Source organism: Exiguobacterium sp. UBA6309 (genome assembly GCF_002439205.1).
Taxonomy (GTDB): domain Bacteria; phylum Bacillota; class Bacilli; order Exiguobacteriales; family Exiguobacteriaceae; genus Exiguobacterium_A.
This window is the reverse complement of sequence record NZ_DJTL01000020.1, coordinates 65,394-79,625: the sequence shown is the minus strand read 5'-3', so window position 1 is coordinate 79,625 and position 14,232 is coordinate 65,394. Positions and strand designations below refer to the sequence as shown.

Annotated in this window: 14 protein-coding genes and 1 riboswitch; of the genes, 6 read left to right on the top strand and 8 right to left on the bottom strand. The window is 47.5% G+C overall.

Annotation, left to right across the window (positions count from 1 at the left end):
- Positions 1–62 precede the first annotated feature (62 nt).
- A complete protein-coding gene (locus tag B3M90_RS05880) occupies positions 63–932 on the bottom strand; it encodes a hypothetical protein (RefSeq protein WP_290782958.1) in 870 nt (289 codons plus the stop codon).
- 135 nt (positions 933–1,067) lie between these two features.
- Here B3M90_RS05880 and B3M90_RS05875 point away from each other — a divergent pair, with 135 nt between their 5' ends.
- Together B3M90_RS05875 and B3M90_RS05870 are read left to right on the top strand one after the other, a co-directional pair.
- Entirely contained in the window at positions 1,068–1,898 is an 831-nt protein-coding gene (locus B3M90_RS05875) for an SDR family oxidoreductase (protein ID WP_056064722.1), read from the top strand.
- 140 nt (positions 1,899–2,038) lie between these two features.
- The gene (locus B3M90_RS05870; protein WP_290782956.1) at positions 2,039–3,241 is read left to right on the top strand and encodes a M20 family metallopeptidase; all 1,203 of its coding nucleotides are present in this window, start codon (positions 2,039–2,041) and stop codon (positions 3,239–3,241) included.
- A gap of 47 nt (positions 3,242–3,288) precedes the next feature.
- On the opposite strand, the gene B3M90_RS05865 is transcribed toward B3M90_RS05870, so the two are convergent.
- The gene (locus tag B3M90_RS05865) at positions 3,289–3,636 is read right to left on the bottom strand and encodes a hypothetical protein (RefSeq protein WP_290756017.1); all 348 of its coding nucleotides are present in this window, start codon (positions 3,634–3,636) and stop codon (positions 3,289–3,291) included.
- A gap of 85 nt (positions 3,637–3,721) precedes the next feature.
- Between B3M90_RS05865 and B3M90_RS05860 the strand changes: the two genes are divergently transcribed.
- Positions 3,722–4,147, top strand: coding sequence for a DUF1801 domain-containing protein (locus B3M90_RS05860; RefSeq protein ID WP_290756015.1), 426 nt, complete (start codon positions 3,722–3,724; stop codon positions 4,145–4,147).
- A 52-nt stretch (positions 4,148–4,199) separates the two neighbouring features.
- On the opposite strand, the gene B3M90_RS05855 is transcribed toward B3M90_RS05860, so the two are convergent.
- Both B3M90_RS05855 and B3M90_RS05850 read right to left on the bottom strand, forming a co-directional pair.
- Complete coding sequence (locus tag B3M90_RS05855; protein WP_290780645.1) at positions 4,200–5,438, bottom strand: MFS transporter; 1,239 nt, start codon at positions 5,436–5,438, stop codon at positions 4,200–4,202.
- A 26-nt stretch (positions 5,439–5,464) separates the two neighbouring features.
- Positions 5,465–5,920, bottom strand: coding sequence for a CBS domain-containing protein (locus tag B3M90_RS05850; protein ID WP_035395501.1), 456 nt, complete (start codon positions 5,918–5,920; stop codon positions 5,465–5,467).
- Between the two features lie 182 nt (positions 5,921–6,102).
- On the opposite strand from B3M90_RS05850, the gene B3M90_RS05845 reads away from it, so the two are divergent.
- Positions 6,103–6,525 (top strand): MarR family winged helix-turn-helix transcriptional regulator, encoded by a 423-nt coding sequence (locus B3M90_RS05845; protein WP_035411811.1) that lies wholly within the window; start codon positions 6,103–6,105, stop codon positions 6,523–6,525.
- Between the two features lie 70 nt (positions 6,526–6,595).
- On the opposite strand, the gene mmuM is transcribed toward B3M90_RS05845, so the two are convergent.
- The 4 genes from mmuM to B3M90_RS05825 all read right to left on the bottom strand — a co-directional run bounded on the left by mmuM (position 6,596) and on the right by B3M90_RS05825 (position 11,783).
- Positions 6,596–7,531 (bottom strand): homocysteine S-methyltransferase, encoded by a 936-nt coding sequence (gene mmuM, locus B3M90_RS05840; protein ID WP_290756009.1) that lies wholly within the window; start codon positions 7,529–7,531, stop codon positions 6,596–6,598.
- Entirely contained in the window at positions 7,506–8,909 is a 1,404-nt protein-coding gene (locus B3M90_RS05835; protein ID WP_290782954.1) for an amino acid permease, read from the bottom strand. Before B3M90_RS05835 ends, mmuM begins: the two co-directional genes overlap by 26 nt.
- 77 nt (positions 8,910–8,986) lie before the next feature.
- Positions 8,987–9,088: riboswitch (SAM riboswitch) on the bottom strand.
- Between the two features lie 108 nt (positions 9,089–9,196).
- Entirely contained in the window at positions 9,197–10,663 is a 1,467-nt protein-coding gene (locus B3M90_RS05830; protein WP_290782952.1) for a polysaccharide pyruvyl transferase family protein, read from the bottom strand.
- Between the two features lie 205 nt (positions 10,664–10,868).
- Complete coding sequence (locus B3M90_RS05825) at positions 10,869–11,783, bottom strand: ketopantoate reductase family protein (RefSeq protein WP_290782950.1); 915 nt, start codon at positions 11,781–11,783, stop codon at positions 10,869–10,871.
- Positions 11,784–11,965: 182 nt separating this feature from the next.
- On the opposite strand from B3M90_RS05825, the gene B3M90_RS05820 reads away from it, so the two are divergent.
- Together B3M90_RS05820 and gntK are read left to right on the top strand one after the other, a co-directional pair.
- Positions 11,966–12,682, top strand: coding sequence for a GntR family transcriptional regulator (locus tag B3M90_RS05820; protein ID WP_290782948.1), 717 nt, complete (start codon positions 11,966–11,968; stop codon positions 12,680–12,682).
- Positions 12,675–14,216: a gluconokinase gene (gntK, locus tag B3M90_RS05815; protein WP_290782946.1), complete on the top strand. Its 1,542-nt coding sequence runs from the start codon at positions 12,675–12,677 to the stop codon at positions 14,214–14,216. The genes B3M90_RS05820 and gntK overlap by 8 nt, the downstream gene beginning before the upstream one ends.
- The last annotated feature ends 16 nt before the right edge of the window (positions 14,217–14,232 follow it).

The window sequence follows — 14,232 nt, the reverse complement described above, 5'->3', positions numbered from 1 at the left end:
TTAGCACTCATTCATATAGAGTGCTAATTCATCTCCTATTATTAGGGAGTTCGAAATATCTGTCAATCTTCTTTCCCGCTATTTTTTACGACTTTTTCACGGACGATTTTTCCGATTTGACGTAAGTGCTCTGCTGACCCGTAGGTGCCATGGCTGACGCCGTTTTCATCTTTTCGATTACCGAGACCGATGAATTGCTCACTTGGTTTGAAGTGGAGACCGACCACGGGCACCTGAAATCGTGACGAAAAGCCGACTTGAAAAATCGCGTCCGGATAATCTGTTGGTTGATACATATGCCAATCGATTGCTGGTTCAAGCTTTGCAAATCGTTTCGTATGTTCCTTCCCGAGCAGGATGATTCCTTTTATCGAAAATAGTTCAAGCAGGCGCATTAGAAATGTTTGACCAAACGGACTATCTTCCAACACGCTGCGTTCTTTGATCGCTCCCATGTAGTGGTGCGTCGGAAACGGAAAAAAGTCCAGATGAACGACTGGATCAAGCGCCTCCTCGTAAAACGACGCACCGAGTCCGTTCAAGAATCCTTCAAGCTTACCGCCACCCGGTCGACCGAACCATGTCCGGTAAATGTTCGGTTGTTTGAAATAATCATTGAAGCGCCGGATTGAATCTGTCAGCGTCTCCTCCTGGAGATAATCCTCCCATGACATCGACTTCGGACGAATAAAGAGCGGACCGGTCTCGTCGAATCGTAATGCGCCCGTCCGGTCTAAAAACTGCGTTCGGGATGGGTTCGTCGCGATCGTCACCCAACTGCTACGCGTCGCATCACCAAACCAAAGGACAGGTGTCGTTTGATCAATCAGTTGATCTGCGAACGCACTTTTCTCGAGCGTCATTTGATACTCGACAGCTTCCTGTAATAATTTTTTGGCAAGTTGCCATTGATCGGATGTCAGCGTTCTCATCTCCCTTTTTACAGCGATTATGCTGTTGTAGATGTACCCCTTATCTTCTATTACTAGACGCATCGATGGGTTTAACCTCCATTTCTCCGGGAATGTTTCATAAGGTGAACGATACGACTTAGGAGGGATTTAGCAATGGGTAGACTGGATCAAAAAATAGCTGTCATTACCGGCTCGGCAACAGGAATTGGACAAGCGACTGCGCTTGTATTCGCAGAACAAGGAGCAACGGTCGTTTGTGCCGATGTCTCACTTGAAAAAGCACAACAAACAGTAGAACAGATTACACAACAAGGCGGGAAAGCGGAAGCCGTCCATGTTGACGTCTCAGACGTCGAGAGTGTTGAGCAACTTGCGAAGCATGTCAAAGAGACGTACGGTACGGTCGACGTCCTCTTCAACAATGCCGGAATCGATGAACAAGGTGGGAAAGTCCACGAGTATCCAATCGATCTCTTCGACCGGATCATCGCTGTCGATTTACGCGGTACATTCCTCGTCAGTAAATTCTTGATTCCACTCATGCTGGATAACGGTGGTTCGATCATCAATACGTCATCGATGTCGGGTCGCGCAGCTGACTTGAACCGGTCTGGTTATAACGCGGCGAAAGGCGGGATCGCGAACTTCACTCGCGCGATGGCAATCGATTACGCGCGTCATGGCATTCGTGTCAATTCGTTATCGCCAGGAACGATTGAAACACCACTCATCGATACACTCGTCGGTGAAAAAGAAAAAGAACAAGGCAAACAGTTCCGCGATGCGAACGCCTGGATCACACCACTCGGTCGACTCGGTAAACCACGCGAGATGGCAACGGTCGCCCTCTTCCTTGCTTCTGACGACAGCTCGTATGTCACAGGTGAGGACATCACGGCGGATGGCGGCATCATGGCTTATACATGGCCGGGAGAGATGTTAATCGATTCGAAGTGGAAAGACGAAGCAGAAAAAAGTGAATGAGCAATGCGCGGTGTAACCCTTTGGTTGCACCGCTTTTCTTTTACCTCAAGACGTTCAGTACCGCAAATTATTTTCTGAATTAGTTTACCTCCCTGAAGTATTTTTATCAGGGTATAGGACAGGTAAAGGGGGAAAAAATCATGCAAACAGCGATTGCTTACTTACAACAGTGTCTTCAAATTCCAAGCGTCAATCCGATGGACGGAGAAGAAGCCGTCGCACGTTACGTATACGATGTACTGGTCGACCATCAGATCTCGACAGAATGGATTGAAGTTTCACCAAAACGAATTTGTCTCGTCGCGACCGTTCCTGCGAGCGAAGATGTTTCACGTCCTGCCGTCCTCGGTCTATCTGGTCATCTCGATACGGTTCCAGTTCAAGGAGACGGCTGGACGAAAGATCCATACGGCGGCGAAATCGAAAACGGCCGCATCTATGGTCGTGGGACTTCTGATATGAAATCAGGTGTTATGGCAATGGTGCAAGCACTGATTCAATATAGAGAACGTCAAGACCGACCAAACACTATCAAACTTCTGATTACATCCGATGAGGAGAATGGAATGACGGGTGCTCGTCATTTGACCGAACAAGGACACGCGGATGATTTAGACGCTTTACTGATTACAGAACCAACAAGCGGAATGATCGGTTATGCACAAAAAGGTGTCGTTGGGATCGAAGTGACATGTCGTGGGAAAAGTGCACACAGCTCTGCCCCTCAACTCGGACGTAATGCGATCGATGACGTCTATCGCGTCATCCAGGAAGTGAAGTCGGAACGCTTCTCGATTACGGCGAATCATCATCCGGCGCTTGGTCCGGTCGTCGCGTCAATCACATCCATAAAAGGAGGCGAAGGACCGAACGTCGTTCCGAGTCAGGCTTCGTTTTATATGGATATTCGGACGATTCCCGGGTTCGATCGAGCGGACGTTCTTGCTGCCTTTACAGCTATCGAACGTCGTCTTGTAGCAGAAGATTCCGAGTTTGATATGAACGTGACCGTCATCAAGGATATTCCTTCTTGTGAAACCGATGAACAGGCGCCTTTCTTGCAACAGGTCGCGGATACGATGGAGCAGGTTAGCGGCGTGACACCACGAAAAATCGCTATTCCAGGTGGAACGGATGGTGCGATGTTCAGCCAAGCGAAAAAGTCATTTCCAATCGCAATCGCTTCATTCCATGATTTCCGTCTCGCACACCAAGTGGATGAATCGATTCCGTTATCCGAATATGAAAAAACGATTGCGTTTTGCTTCAACTTGATCAACACACCATTACATCAATCGCCCCCATCACATAAAAAAAAGAAGGAACGACATTCGATATTGTAACCGAATGTCGTCCCTTCTTTTTGTGTTAGCGCCTTTCATCAGCTGATTCAGTAGACGCCAAGTTGTGCTAACGCCTCACTTAAATAACTTTGATCACTGCGAAACTGGTGACTCGTTTGTCCGTCAGACCAACTGATGAAGACACGACCAAGTCGGTCATAGCGTAAGTGGAGACGAATTACTCCCTGCTCGAATACGACTTCACCGTGTAACGACTCATGGACGTGAGCAAAGTTACGGATGAACGCATCATATTGATTGAATGTAACTGAAAACTGGTGTTCACTATTCCGCCCTACCATCTGAATCGTTAGTTCTTCTTGCGTTGGATGTACGTGTAAGATTTCCCATAGTACACTGCTTTCTTCTCCTCGAAACACGATACGATGCTTCATTCGATTTCCACCTCTGAGCCACAGGATATTTACTAGTACTTCTCGAAAGTAACCCATATCTTCTTCATCCGAAAGGAGTCTGCTTATGCCTGATACGCCAAAGACAGGTCCTACCGAACAGTCCGTTGATGCCTTTCTGGCACAAGTCGAACCGCCGCAACGTCAAGCAGATGGTATCACACTACGTCAGTTCTTCGAAGATGTCACGGGATATGAAGCCGTCCTTTGGGGTTCATCCTTGATTGGTTTTGGTTCCTACCATTACCGCTATGCCTCCGGCCGAGAGGGCGATAGCTTTTATGTCGGCTTTTCTCCGCGGAAGACGAACCTCGTCCTTTATCTCGCACTTGGTGAAGACGCAGTCTCAGAACGACTGCTTGCCAGTCTCGGTACGTATCGACGCGGTAAGTCCTGCATCTACGTCAAACGACTGACTGACATCGACTTAGGCATACTTCGGGAAATGATCGAGCACTCGATCCGCACGTTAAAAACCATGTACCCCTCTTGATTTCAATCAAAAACAGCCGAAGCGAATGCGCTTCGGCTGTCTTGTTATCGAATTAATGTCCGCCTTCCGTCCGATCGATATGGCGAATGTGTTTGAGATTGACCCCGATGATGATGACGGATAAGAGGACGAAGCCACTTCCGACATAAAACGGTAGATTTGCGTTGAAGATTTCAGCCAATTTACCGGCCATGAATGGCGCAATGGCTGCCCCGAGAAAACGTAGGAAACTGTATGCCGCAGATGCTGTCGAACGTTCGACAGGTGCTGCATCCATGACAGCTGTCGTGATGAGCGTGTTGTTATTCCCAAGCACAGCTCCCGCCAAGATGACACAGACGATGACGACGGCTGGAGTTTCCGTGAAGATCCCCATCAACAGAAGCAAGATCGCGAATGTGATCAACATCATGATCATCGCTTTGATCGTTCCGAACCATTGTTTCAGTTTCGGAGCCGTTAAGACTGATGTGATCGCAAGCAACATCCCCCAACCGAGGAAGACGAATCCGAGTCCTTTCGCTGGTAGTTTCATGACGAATGGTGCATAAGCCATGATCGTAAAGAAACCAACGTTATAAAGCGCTGCAACGATTCCGAGTGTCAGTAATGAACGATGTTTCATCGCTTGGAACGGTGCTTTTAATGATAACTTCTGTTTCGGTGCAGCAGATGCTGCTTGTTTTGGCATCAAGAAAAGTAAGACAAGAAACGCGATGATCATGATCGTCGCAACACCCATGAATGGGGCGCGCCATGTGATCGAACCGAGCGTTCCGCCTAATAGCGGTCCGATCGAAATCCCAAGACCAACGGCTGCTTCATATAAAATAATCGCTTTTGCTGTTCCGCCTGATGACAGCGAAACAATCGCAGCAAGTGCTGTTGCGACGAATAAGGCGTTCCCAAGTCCCCATCCACCGCGTAACGCGACGAGCGTCCAAATGCTGTCTGCTTGTGAAGCAAAACCAGCAACAGTTGCGATGACGGCAATCCCGAGCATCAATGTTCCTTTTTGACCAATCCGTGATGAGATCGCGCCTGTAATTAACATCGCGAATGCCATGACGGCGTTATAACTTGTAAATAAGAGCGTTACTTCACTTTTGGACGCTTCTAAATTCTCAGCAATCGTCGGTAAGACGGGATTGACGAGCCCCATTCCCATGAATGCTGTGATACTGGCGAAAAAGACTGCCCAAACAGCAACCGGTTGATGGAATAATCCATGTTTGCTTTCCGCTAATACCGTTTCCGGCTCAAGCGTCGTTGTTTTTTCAGCAAGTGCCATAGTGTCCCTTCTTTCTATTGGATGTGTTACATGAACTGTTTAAACGAATGGCGGATGACGTCACCTCGACTAATGATCCCAACAAGACGTCCTGCCTTGAGGATTGGAAGCTTTTTGATCCGTTTTGCGCCGAGTGTCGCTGCAATCTCTTCCATTTCTGTGTCAGCGTCCGCTGTTACGACTTTCCGGCGTGCAAGTTCCATGACAGGTCGATTCAAGATATGACGAATTCGATCTTCATAATCTTCTTCGTCTCCTTTGATGACATCTACATATAAGAATGTATCGACGATGATGTCCTTGTGTTTTCCGATCGCTCGCATGATATCTCCGTCACTGATATAACCGACGACCTCTTGCTCGGCATTGATGACAGGTACGCCGCTAATACCAGATTGAATGAATCGTTCGATGACCGTACGAATCAGATCTGTATCGTTTACCGTGATGACCTCTTGTTTCATCGACTCATAAGCTTTCATCTGAATTCTCCTTTGTCGTTCGTTTCTCATCTACTAAAGTTGTATGATACAATTAAAAGAACAAAAATAATTGTATAATACAACTACAACTCTGTCAAGCCTCCTGCTTTTCGCATTGACAGCTTATCCACATTGGGTAATCATGAGGGACAGAGAGACTTTTTTGAAAGGGGAGATACCCGATGTCTCAACAATCACTCGAAACCATTGAACTCGAGTTAGCGATCCTGATCCGGCGCTTAACGACGGCGACGGCAGACAATCGTAATTTGGACCGTGCTTCTTATCTCTTACTGCGACAATTAGCGGATTCCGGCAACGTCGGTGTTAAAACACTTGCCCGTGAACTTCAGCTCGATGTCTCGACCGTCAGTCGCCAAGCAGCGGCACTCGATCAGAAGCAACTCGTTGAAAAAGTAAAAGATCCGACAGATGGGCGAGCCTTTTTCTATCATATTACAGATAAAGGACAACAAGAACTCACCATCTACCGAACCGCACGTCTCGCGAGCATCGAACGTCTACTGACAGACTGGCCAGCGGATGATGCAGAAGATTTCGGACGCCTATTGCAACAATTCAATCGCGCCTTGCGCGAACGGTAATGGAATCACACCATAAAAAAAACGGACGCGAAATCGATTGATTTCGTGTCCGTTTTTTCGTCATCATTCATCACGTATGAGAAACCTGGCAAACCGAACGAATTTGCGCGATATGTTCCGGTGAAGTTCTACAACAACCGCCAATCAATCGTGCTCCAGCTTCATACCATGTCTTTGCGATGGCTTGGAACGACGTACACTGATTATTCGTACCTGACCATGTTTTTGCGACCGGATCATAGACCTCACCAGAGTTCGGATAGACGATGATTGGCACATCCGTCAACGCCTTGACGTGACGGATAAAATCGGTCGCGTAAGATGCTGGAAAACAATTTGCACCGATTGCTGCGAGCTGTGGATGTTGTCCGACCGTTTCAATACACGTCGCAAGTGCCGTTCCTTCACTAATGTGCGTCGCATCTTGAAGCGAGAACGTCAGCCAAGCAGATACTTCCGGGAACGCTTCGAGAATCCCGAACAACACGACAGCTTCCTCAAGCGACGGAATTGTCTCGAATGCCAACAGATCAGCCCCCGCTTCAATCAATGCTTCGATGCGTGGTCTGTGGAAGGCTTCTAGCACATCTGCTGACACACCATAATGACCGCGATACTCAGAACCATCTGCTAAGTAGGCACCATAAGGACCAACTGATCCCGCGATCAATGCGGCACTCTTTCCGCTACGCGTCCGTGCATCTTGCGCTAAGGTAACCGTTTGTCGAATTAACGCTTGTGCTTCCTCGGTCGTGATGTGACGTTGCTTGAATCCTTCGATACTTGCTTGATAGCTTGAGGTGATCGCAACATCGGCGCCCACTTCAAAGTAATCGTGATGGACACGCTCAATCTGTTCCGGTGCTTCAATTAAGAGGCGTGCCGACCAAAGTGGATCGTTCAGGTCGAATCCCTTTTGTTCGAGTTCGGTCGCAAGGGCACCATCTAAAATAAGAAAAGGAACTTCCTGTAATCGTTGGTCAACTGGATTTTTGATTCGGGACATCTTCAACACTCCGTTTCTGAGAAGAATTCGTGAACGCATGAACGACATAACAGATCACGATGAATGGGATACCGCAATACAAGGCGACTCGTTGCGTCGGATCAAATCCGATACCAATCAGGGAAATCGAACAGACGACGAAAGCGGCGATCGGTACCAATGGAAAGAGTGGTGTACGATAGACCAATTCGTCGACCATATGCCCTTCGCGGAGGAATTGTTTCCGGAAGCGATACTGCGCAACGCTGATACTCATCCAGACGACGACAACAGCAAGACCGGAAATCGAGACGAGCGCGATATAGACACTTCCTGCTGCATAGATGCTAGAAAGCAAAGCAAGTCCTCCGCCAAGCATGCTGAACAATACAGCTCGAAGTGGAACCCCACTTGGTGTCACCTGGGCGAAGAAGCGCGGAATCATGCGTTCGTTCGCAAGCGACCAAAGCATCCGGGAGGCAGCGTAAAGCCCAGAGTTCGCTGCCGATAAGATCGCTGTCAGAATGACGAAGTTCATCACGTCTGCCGCATACGGAATCCCGATTCGTTCAAACACCGCAACGAATGGACTTTCGAGCACGCCCTTCCCTTCCGTTGGCAATAAGACGGCTAATACGATGATCGTACCGACGAAAAAGAGGACGAGTCGCAAAATCGTTGTTCGGATCGCAAGCGGAATCGTCCGCTTCGGATCGACCGCTTCACCCGCTGCGACGCCGATCAATTCCGTTCCTGAGTAAGCAAAGTTCACGGCAAGCATCGTCATGAAGATCGCAAATGCCCCATTTGGAAACAATCCTCCTTCCGTTAAGGAAGAAAAGAATGGTGCTGGGCTACCATCTTGTAATGGGATGAAGCCAACGATGGCTCCCGCACCAAGTAAAATGAAAGCAATGATCGTTACGACCTTAATGGCGGAGAACCAAAACTCGACTTCAGCAAATACGCGGACCTTCAAGACGTTGATACCAAGGATCATCGCAGCGAATAATGCACTGAACACCCAGACTGGAATCGACGGGAACCAACGTTGCATTAAAATGCCTGCTGCCGTGAATTCTGAACCAAGGGCGACCGTCCACGTCAGCCAGTAGAGCCAGGCCACCGTATAACCGGTACCGGGTCCGATATAATTTGTTGCGTACTTATGGAATGATCCGGTTTCCGGCATGTGTACAGCGAGTTCGCCAAGACTTAACATGACTAAGTAGACGACGACGGCTCCGATTAAATACGACAAAATCGTTCCGACACGTCCCGCTTGTTCCAACGTATAACCTGTACTTAAAAATAATCCTGTTCCAATGACGCCTCCTAACGACAGCATGATCAGATGACGTGATTCCATCTTGCGTCGAAACGCTCCGCTCGTTTTCATGAATCCATTTCCTCCTCGTTCCACCTATTTCAAACAAAAAACGCATCCTCACGGATGCGTCGGTCGACAATTCGGAAATCTTATCGATCGGGTGCAACACCCGCAGGAATTAGCACAGTATCTTTCGACCTGTTGCTGAGGTTTCATAGGGCCAGTCCCTCCACCTCTCTGGATAAGTATGTAATTGTTCCTAACCCTATCAAGTCTTTTCCGAATTGTCAACGCAATTCAGAATACTCCTACCAAAAAACATTCCGTATCGTAATGATCCGGAATGTTAGAACGTTTTATTTTTTAGCAAATAAATCCGCTGTTTTTAAGGCTGCCCGAACCGCTTTCCGGTTCAATGTTCCTTGCTGATGCTTCATTTTCTTCGTTTGAGCAGCAAGTTGTGCTTTGAGTGCCGCAATTTCTTGATCTTTTTGAGTCGTCGTTGTCTGTTTCTGCAATGCTTTGATTTTCTTATCTTTTTCGGCCAATTGCGCTTTTGCCTGTTTTTGCGCATCCGCGATCTTCTTCTCTTGTTCCGGGAAGAACCGTTCGAAACGGGCGACTGCTTCTTCGAGACTCACGCCAGAAATCGGTTGAACCGGTGGAAGTAGTTCCGCTTGCGCCATTTGACGGTCAAACGGCACATTCTCAGGATAATTCGTCTCTTGGTAAATGTGTTCAAGATCATTCACGTTCAAGAAATCAACGAAGTTGTCGAAGTTACGTGCTTGAACACGTGCCGGACTTTGGAAATCAGCATTGGCTACGACGTCGGATAATTGTGTATCCGCTTTGATGTCGTTCGCCCAAATATGCGTCAACTGATGATAATCCGTTAGTTCGCGCATTCGTGCATCCTTTGGAATGAGGATACTCGGCGTACCCGCAAGCGTTGCTGTGATATTTCCATGCAAGCGCGCACCAAAACTGAGGTCTGCCTGCCCGATGAAATCGAACCATGTTTGTGCGTTCAAGAAGAAACGAACACGATCGTTCATGTAAGCAGGATCCGACATCTTCACCGGATAGTTCGTCACGGACAAATCTGCGATCGGATGCGTTCCTGTATACGTCAATTTCAGTTCCTTCATCCATTGGGGAATGAAGTAATGATTCGGATACTCTTCCATTCCGCGCGTAATGAAATCAAGAACATTTTGTGGTGCTAAACGTGACGAGTTGACCGTAATCATCGACTCGGGCGTAATGTTCGTTTCACGAATATGTAAGTCGCGACCAAACGCGTACATCGAAGGACATCCGATGACACGATGATCAATGCCTTCGCGGAAACCGAGACGCGTCAAGTATTTCGACGTGATTTCCCCACGAAGACCAAGCATGCTTGAGCGCTCAAGAACAGCACTGACGAATGCTTTGACATCTTCATCGAACGGGAATCCGCCGTCTAGATCTGGTTCAAACGGTGCATGTAAGCCTACACCGATGACGACGACTGGAATTTTTAATTTCTTGATAAGGCGTGTGTACTTCCGCAATGTCGGTACGAATTCTTTTCGGAATGCGTCCGCTAACGGAATGACGTAGAGATCGAAGTTAGCATTGATCTCATCTGCCCGTTCTTCATCATAATAGTAATAGTCCGGTGTAATCGTCGTTCCTTCTGTCATCAATGTCCGAAAGATACTGTATTGATAAATGAGATTTCCAACGTTTCCTCCAATGGAATTATGTTTCATCAAATAAGGAGCATCGAACTGTTCGAATGGTGTCATACCTGCACGAATAATAATACGTTTCATAATGGATAAACTTCCCCTCTCGTCTGCTTCATTCGTCCTTTTAAGAAAAAAATACGGAAAAATATATTATCACTTTTTTTCAATCTCATTAAGGATAGATTAACTTTATTTCGAAAGTCAACGATTCCTAGGAGAAACAGGTCTTTCGTCATCAAAACGAAACATTAGCATCACCCCATTATTTTTCTAAAATAGAAAAATGTAACTATTTAATCGTTCTAAGATACATGCGTAAGTTTGCTTCGACTAATTTTAAAGCTCTGAACCGTTCTGTCGAAGTAGGTTCTAACAAGGCACTGAAAAAATGTTCCACTTCGACTGGCTGACCTTTTTCCATATCGCGCAACATCGACGATTTCATCGTATCTTCCATCGCATGCATCTGCTTCAATAGCACCGTTTCTGTATCGTCATTGAAGACAGCGCCCTGTTCTTCCATCGCCTGTTTCGCTTCGTTCATGACGTCTACAATCATCTGACGCCCGACAGCTTCTTCCCGAATCGAACCGATCGCTGAACGAAATAGCGTCGTCACACCCGCAAATGTCGAAATGAAAAGATACTTTTGCCACATGTCATCCATGATATGCATCGAGTACGCCATCGGTGCCTTCGCTTTCGCAAAACGTGTTGCGATCTCCTGCAAACGAGCTGTTGGTTTACCGGTTCGTGAGCCGAACAACAGTCGATGTGACGGACTCGTCTGTAAAATGCGTCCTTCTGCATCAAGTGTTGATTCAATGAAGCAAAGACCGCCCAGTACACGCTCTTCTCCGAAGACTTCTGTTAACCGACGAATATGTTGCATGCCATTCAATAAAGGAATGATATACGTCTCGTTCGAAACGAATGGCGTAAGATCCTCTAAGACATCATCTAAGTGATAGGCTTTCGTCGAAAGCAAAACGACATCAAATACGTGATCCGGTCGCATGTCTCGTGTCACTAACTGAGGCGTGATCGTGATATCGCCATGAGGACTAGTGATCTGTAGACCTGTTTTTTGTAATTGTTCATATCGCTTCGGACGGACGAGAAAGGTCACCTGTTCACCTTGCTCAGCAAGACGGCCCCCGAAATAACCTCCGACTGCTCCTGCACCTACAACTAAAATGTTCATATGTACTGTCTCCTCCTTACCCGTTCTGGTTATTGATTACTCCTTCACCCTAACATATTTGGAACCGATTTCCTGATGTCCAGTTGAATCTCTAAGATTTAAGTAAAGCGTTTGCATTTTAGAAAAAAACGTATATACTAACTTGTATACAAGTATACTCACTCTAGAAATCAGGTGATTTTATGTCAGAACTGTTATACCCCTTGAAGTGGTTGTCAAAAGCTTCTGCCGGAGATCGTGTCGCGTACGAACTACGGATGCGGATCATTTCAGGAAAAATTGAAAGCGGTACCATCTTATCTGAAAACAAAATAGCCTCTGATTTTTCAGTCAGTCGCTCACCTGTCCGTGACGCGTTAAAGGTCCTTGCAGCCGAACATTTGATTCGTCTCGAACGAATGGGGGCGGTCGTCGTCGGTTTATCCGAGCGCGACATTCAAGAGATCTATGATGTCCGGTTACTCATCGAAACGTTCGTCTTCGAGCGACTTGTTAAGGTCGAACGGGCAGAACTCGTCCGTGAACTCAGCAAAATTCTCGAAATGATGAAGGTTGCTATCAAATATAAGGATGCTGATGAATTCTCTTTCCAAGACGTACTGTTTCATGAAACAATCATCCGCTCGATTGATCATGGGTATGTCAGCATGATTTGGCAAAATCTCAAACCAGTCATGGAAAGTTTCATCCTCCTATCGATGCGGGTACGATTCGAGGAAGACATCGAAGACTTCGAACGCATCCTCGCGAACCATGCCTTGTATATCGAAGCGATCGAGACAGGAGATCGTGAACGGATGGTTACTTCCTTACATCAGAACTTTGATGATGTTCAGGAAGTCGAAGATCTCTGGAAAACGCAACAAATGATGTCGAAAGGAGTCGATTCACATGACTGAATACATGTTAGGCGTCGATATCGGAACGACGAGTACGAAAGCAGTCTTATTTACGACAAAAGGAGAGGTCATCGGACAAACGAACGTCGGTTACCCACTCCACACACCGAACCGTTCGACGGCGGAACAGGATCCGGAAGAAATTTTTGATGCCGTACTCGAATCCATCCGCTTGATCACAAAACGTCATCCGAGCATGCCACCGAAGTTCGTCGCGTTCAGTAGTGCCATGCACAGTTTGATTGCGATGGACGCACAACATCAACCGTTGACTGCCTGCATCACATGGGCGGACAGTCGGAGTGAAGCATGGTCGAACAAGATTAAGGAACAATATGGTCTCTCGATCTATCACCGGACCGGGACACCGATTCATCCGATGTCACCGCTTAGCAAAATCAGTTGGCTCGTCGAAGATCGTCCGGAGCTCCACGCTCAAACGAAAAAGTATGTCGGGATCAAGGAGTTCGTGTTCCAAAGACTGTTCGGAACATATGTCATCGACCACTCTCTCGCTTCAGCAACTGGTCTCTTTAATATTCATGAATTAGGTTGGGATACGGGCGCATTGCATGTCGCGGGTATCGATGCAAGCTATTTATCGGAACCCGTACCGACGACGTCGTCATGTACCGGACTCAATACTGATTACGCACGACAAATGGGACTATCCGTCGATACGCCGTTCTTAGTCGGTGCCAGTGACGGTGTCCTCTCCAATTTAGGTGTCAACGCGATTCGCAAAGGGGAAATCGCGATCACGATCGGAACGAGCGGTGCCATCCGAACGATCATTGATCGTCCACAGACGGATGAAAAAGGACGAACGTTCTGTTACGCACTGACCGAGGACCACTGGGTCATCGGCGGCCCCGTCAATAACGGTGGAATGGTCTTACGTTGGATTCGAGACGAACTCGCTTCAGCAGAAGTCGAGACAGCAAAACGCCTCGGCATCGATCCGTATGCTGTCCTGACGAAGATTGCCGAACGCGTCCGCCCGGGGTCCGACGGTCTGTTGTTCCATCCTTACTTGTCCGGTGAACGAGCACCGCTATGGAATCCGGACGTCAGCGGTTCATTCTTCGGTTTGACGCTCTCACACAAAAAAGAGCATATGATCCGGGCGGCACTAGAAGGCGTCATCTACAATCTGTATACCGTCTTCCTCGCACTCGTCGAATGCATGGATGGTCCTGTGACGCGGATTCAGGCAACCGGTGGGTTTGCCCGGTCCGAAGTCTGGCGCCAAATGATGGCGGACATCTTTGAATCAGAAGTCGTCATTCCGGAAAGTTTTGAAAGTTCATGTCTTGGTGCTTGTATTCTCGGACTGTATGCGACAGGGGAAGTCGATTCGTTCGAAGTCGTCTCTGAGATGATCGGGGAAACGCATCGCCATGTACCAAATGAAGAAGCGATGCATGAATATCGTCAGCTCTTACCAATTTTCATTAGTCTAGCGCGGACATTGTCTGAAGATCACAAACGAATCGCTACGTATCAACGGAGCTTGATTCAAGAAGAAAACTAACTTAATCTTTTGGGGG

Excerpts from the sequence above, each read along its gene's own strand:
- mmuM (WP_290756009.1), bottom strand. The coding sequence starts at position 7,531 with ATGTCCCGAATCAAAAATCCAGTTGACCAACGATTACAGGAAGTTCCT.
- B3M90_RS05860 (WP_290756015.1), top strand. The coding sequence starts at position 3,722 with ATGCCTGATACGCCAAAGACAGGTCCTACCGAACAGTCCGTTGATGCC.
- B3M90_RS05855 (WP_290780645.1), bottom strand. The coding sequence starts at position 5,438 with ATGGCACTTGCTGAAAAAACAACGACGCTTGAGCCGGAAACGGTATTA.
- B3M90_RS05835 (WP_290782954.1), bottom strand. The coding sequence starts at position 8,909 with ATGAAAACGAGCGGAGCGTTTCGACGCAAGATGGAATCACGTCATCTG.
- B3M90_RS05850 (WP_035395501.1), bottom strand. The coding sequence starts at position 5,920 with ATGAAAGCTTATGAGTCGATGAAACAAGAGGTCATCACGGTAAACGAT.
- B3M90_RS05865 (WP_290756017.1), bottom strand. The coding sequence starts at position 3,636 with ATGAAGCATCGTATCGTGTTTCGAGGAGAAGAAAGCAGTGTACTATGG.
- B3M90_RS05830 (WP_290782952.1), bottom strand. The coding sequence starts at position 10,663 with ATGAAACGTATTATTATTCGTGCAGGTATGACACCATTCGAACAGTTC.
- B3M90_RS05870 (WP_290782956.1), top strand. The coding sequence starts at position 2,039 with ATGCAAACAGCGATTGCTTACTTACAACAGTGTCTTCAAATTCCAAGC.
- B3M90_RS05875 (WP_056064722.1), top strand. The coding sequence starts at position 1,068 with ATGGGTAGACTGGATCAAAAAATAGCTGTCATTACCGGCTCGGCAACA.
- gntK (WP_290782946.1), top strand. The coding sequence starts at position 12,675 with ATGACTGAATACATGTTAGGCGTCGATATCGGAACGACGAGTACGAAA.
- B3M90_RS05825 (WP_290782950.1), bottom strand. The coding sequence starts at position 11,783 with ATGAACATTTTAGTTGTAGGTGCAGGAGCAGTCGGAGGTTATTTCGGG.
- B3M90_RS05845 (WP_035411811.1), top strand. The coding sequence starts at position 6,103 with ATGTCTCAACAATCACTCGAAACCATTGAACTCGAGTTAGCGATCCTG.
- B3M90_RS05820 (WP_290782948.1), top strand. The coding sequence starts at position 11,966 with ATGTCAGAACTGTTATACCCCTTGAAGTGGTTGTCAAAAGCTTCTGCC.
- B3M90_RS05880 (WP_290782958.1), bottom strand. The coding sequence starts at position 932 with ATGAGAACGCTGACATCCGATCAATGGCAACTTGCCAAAAAATTATTA.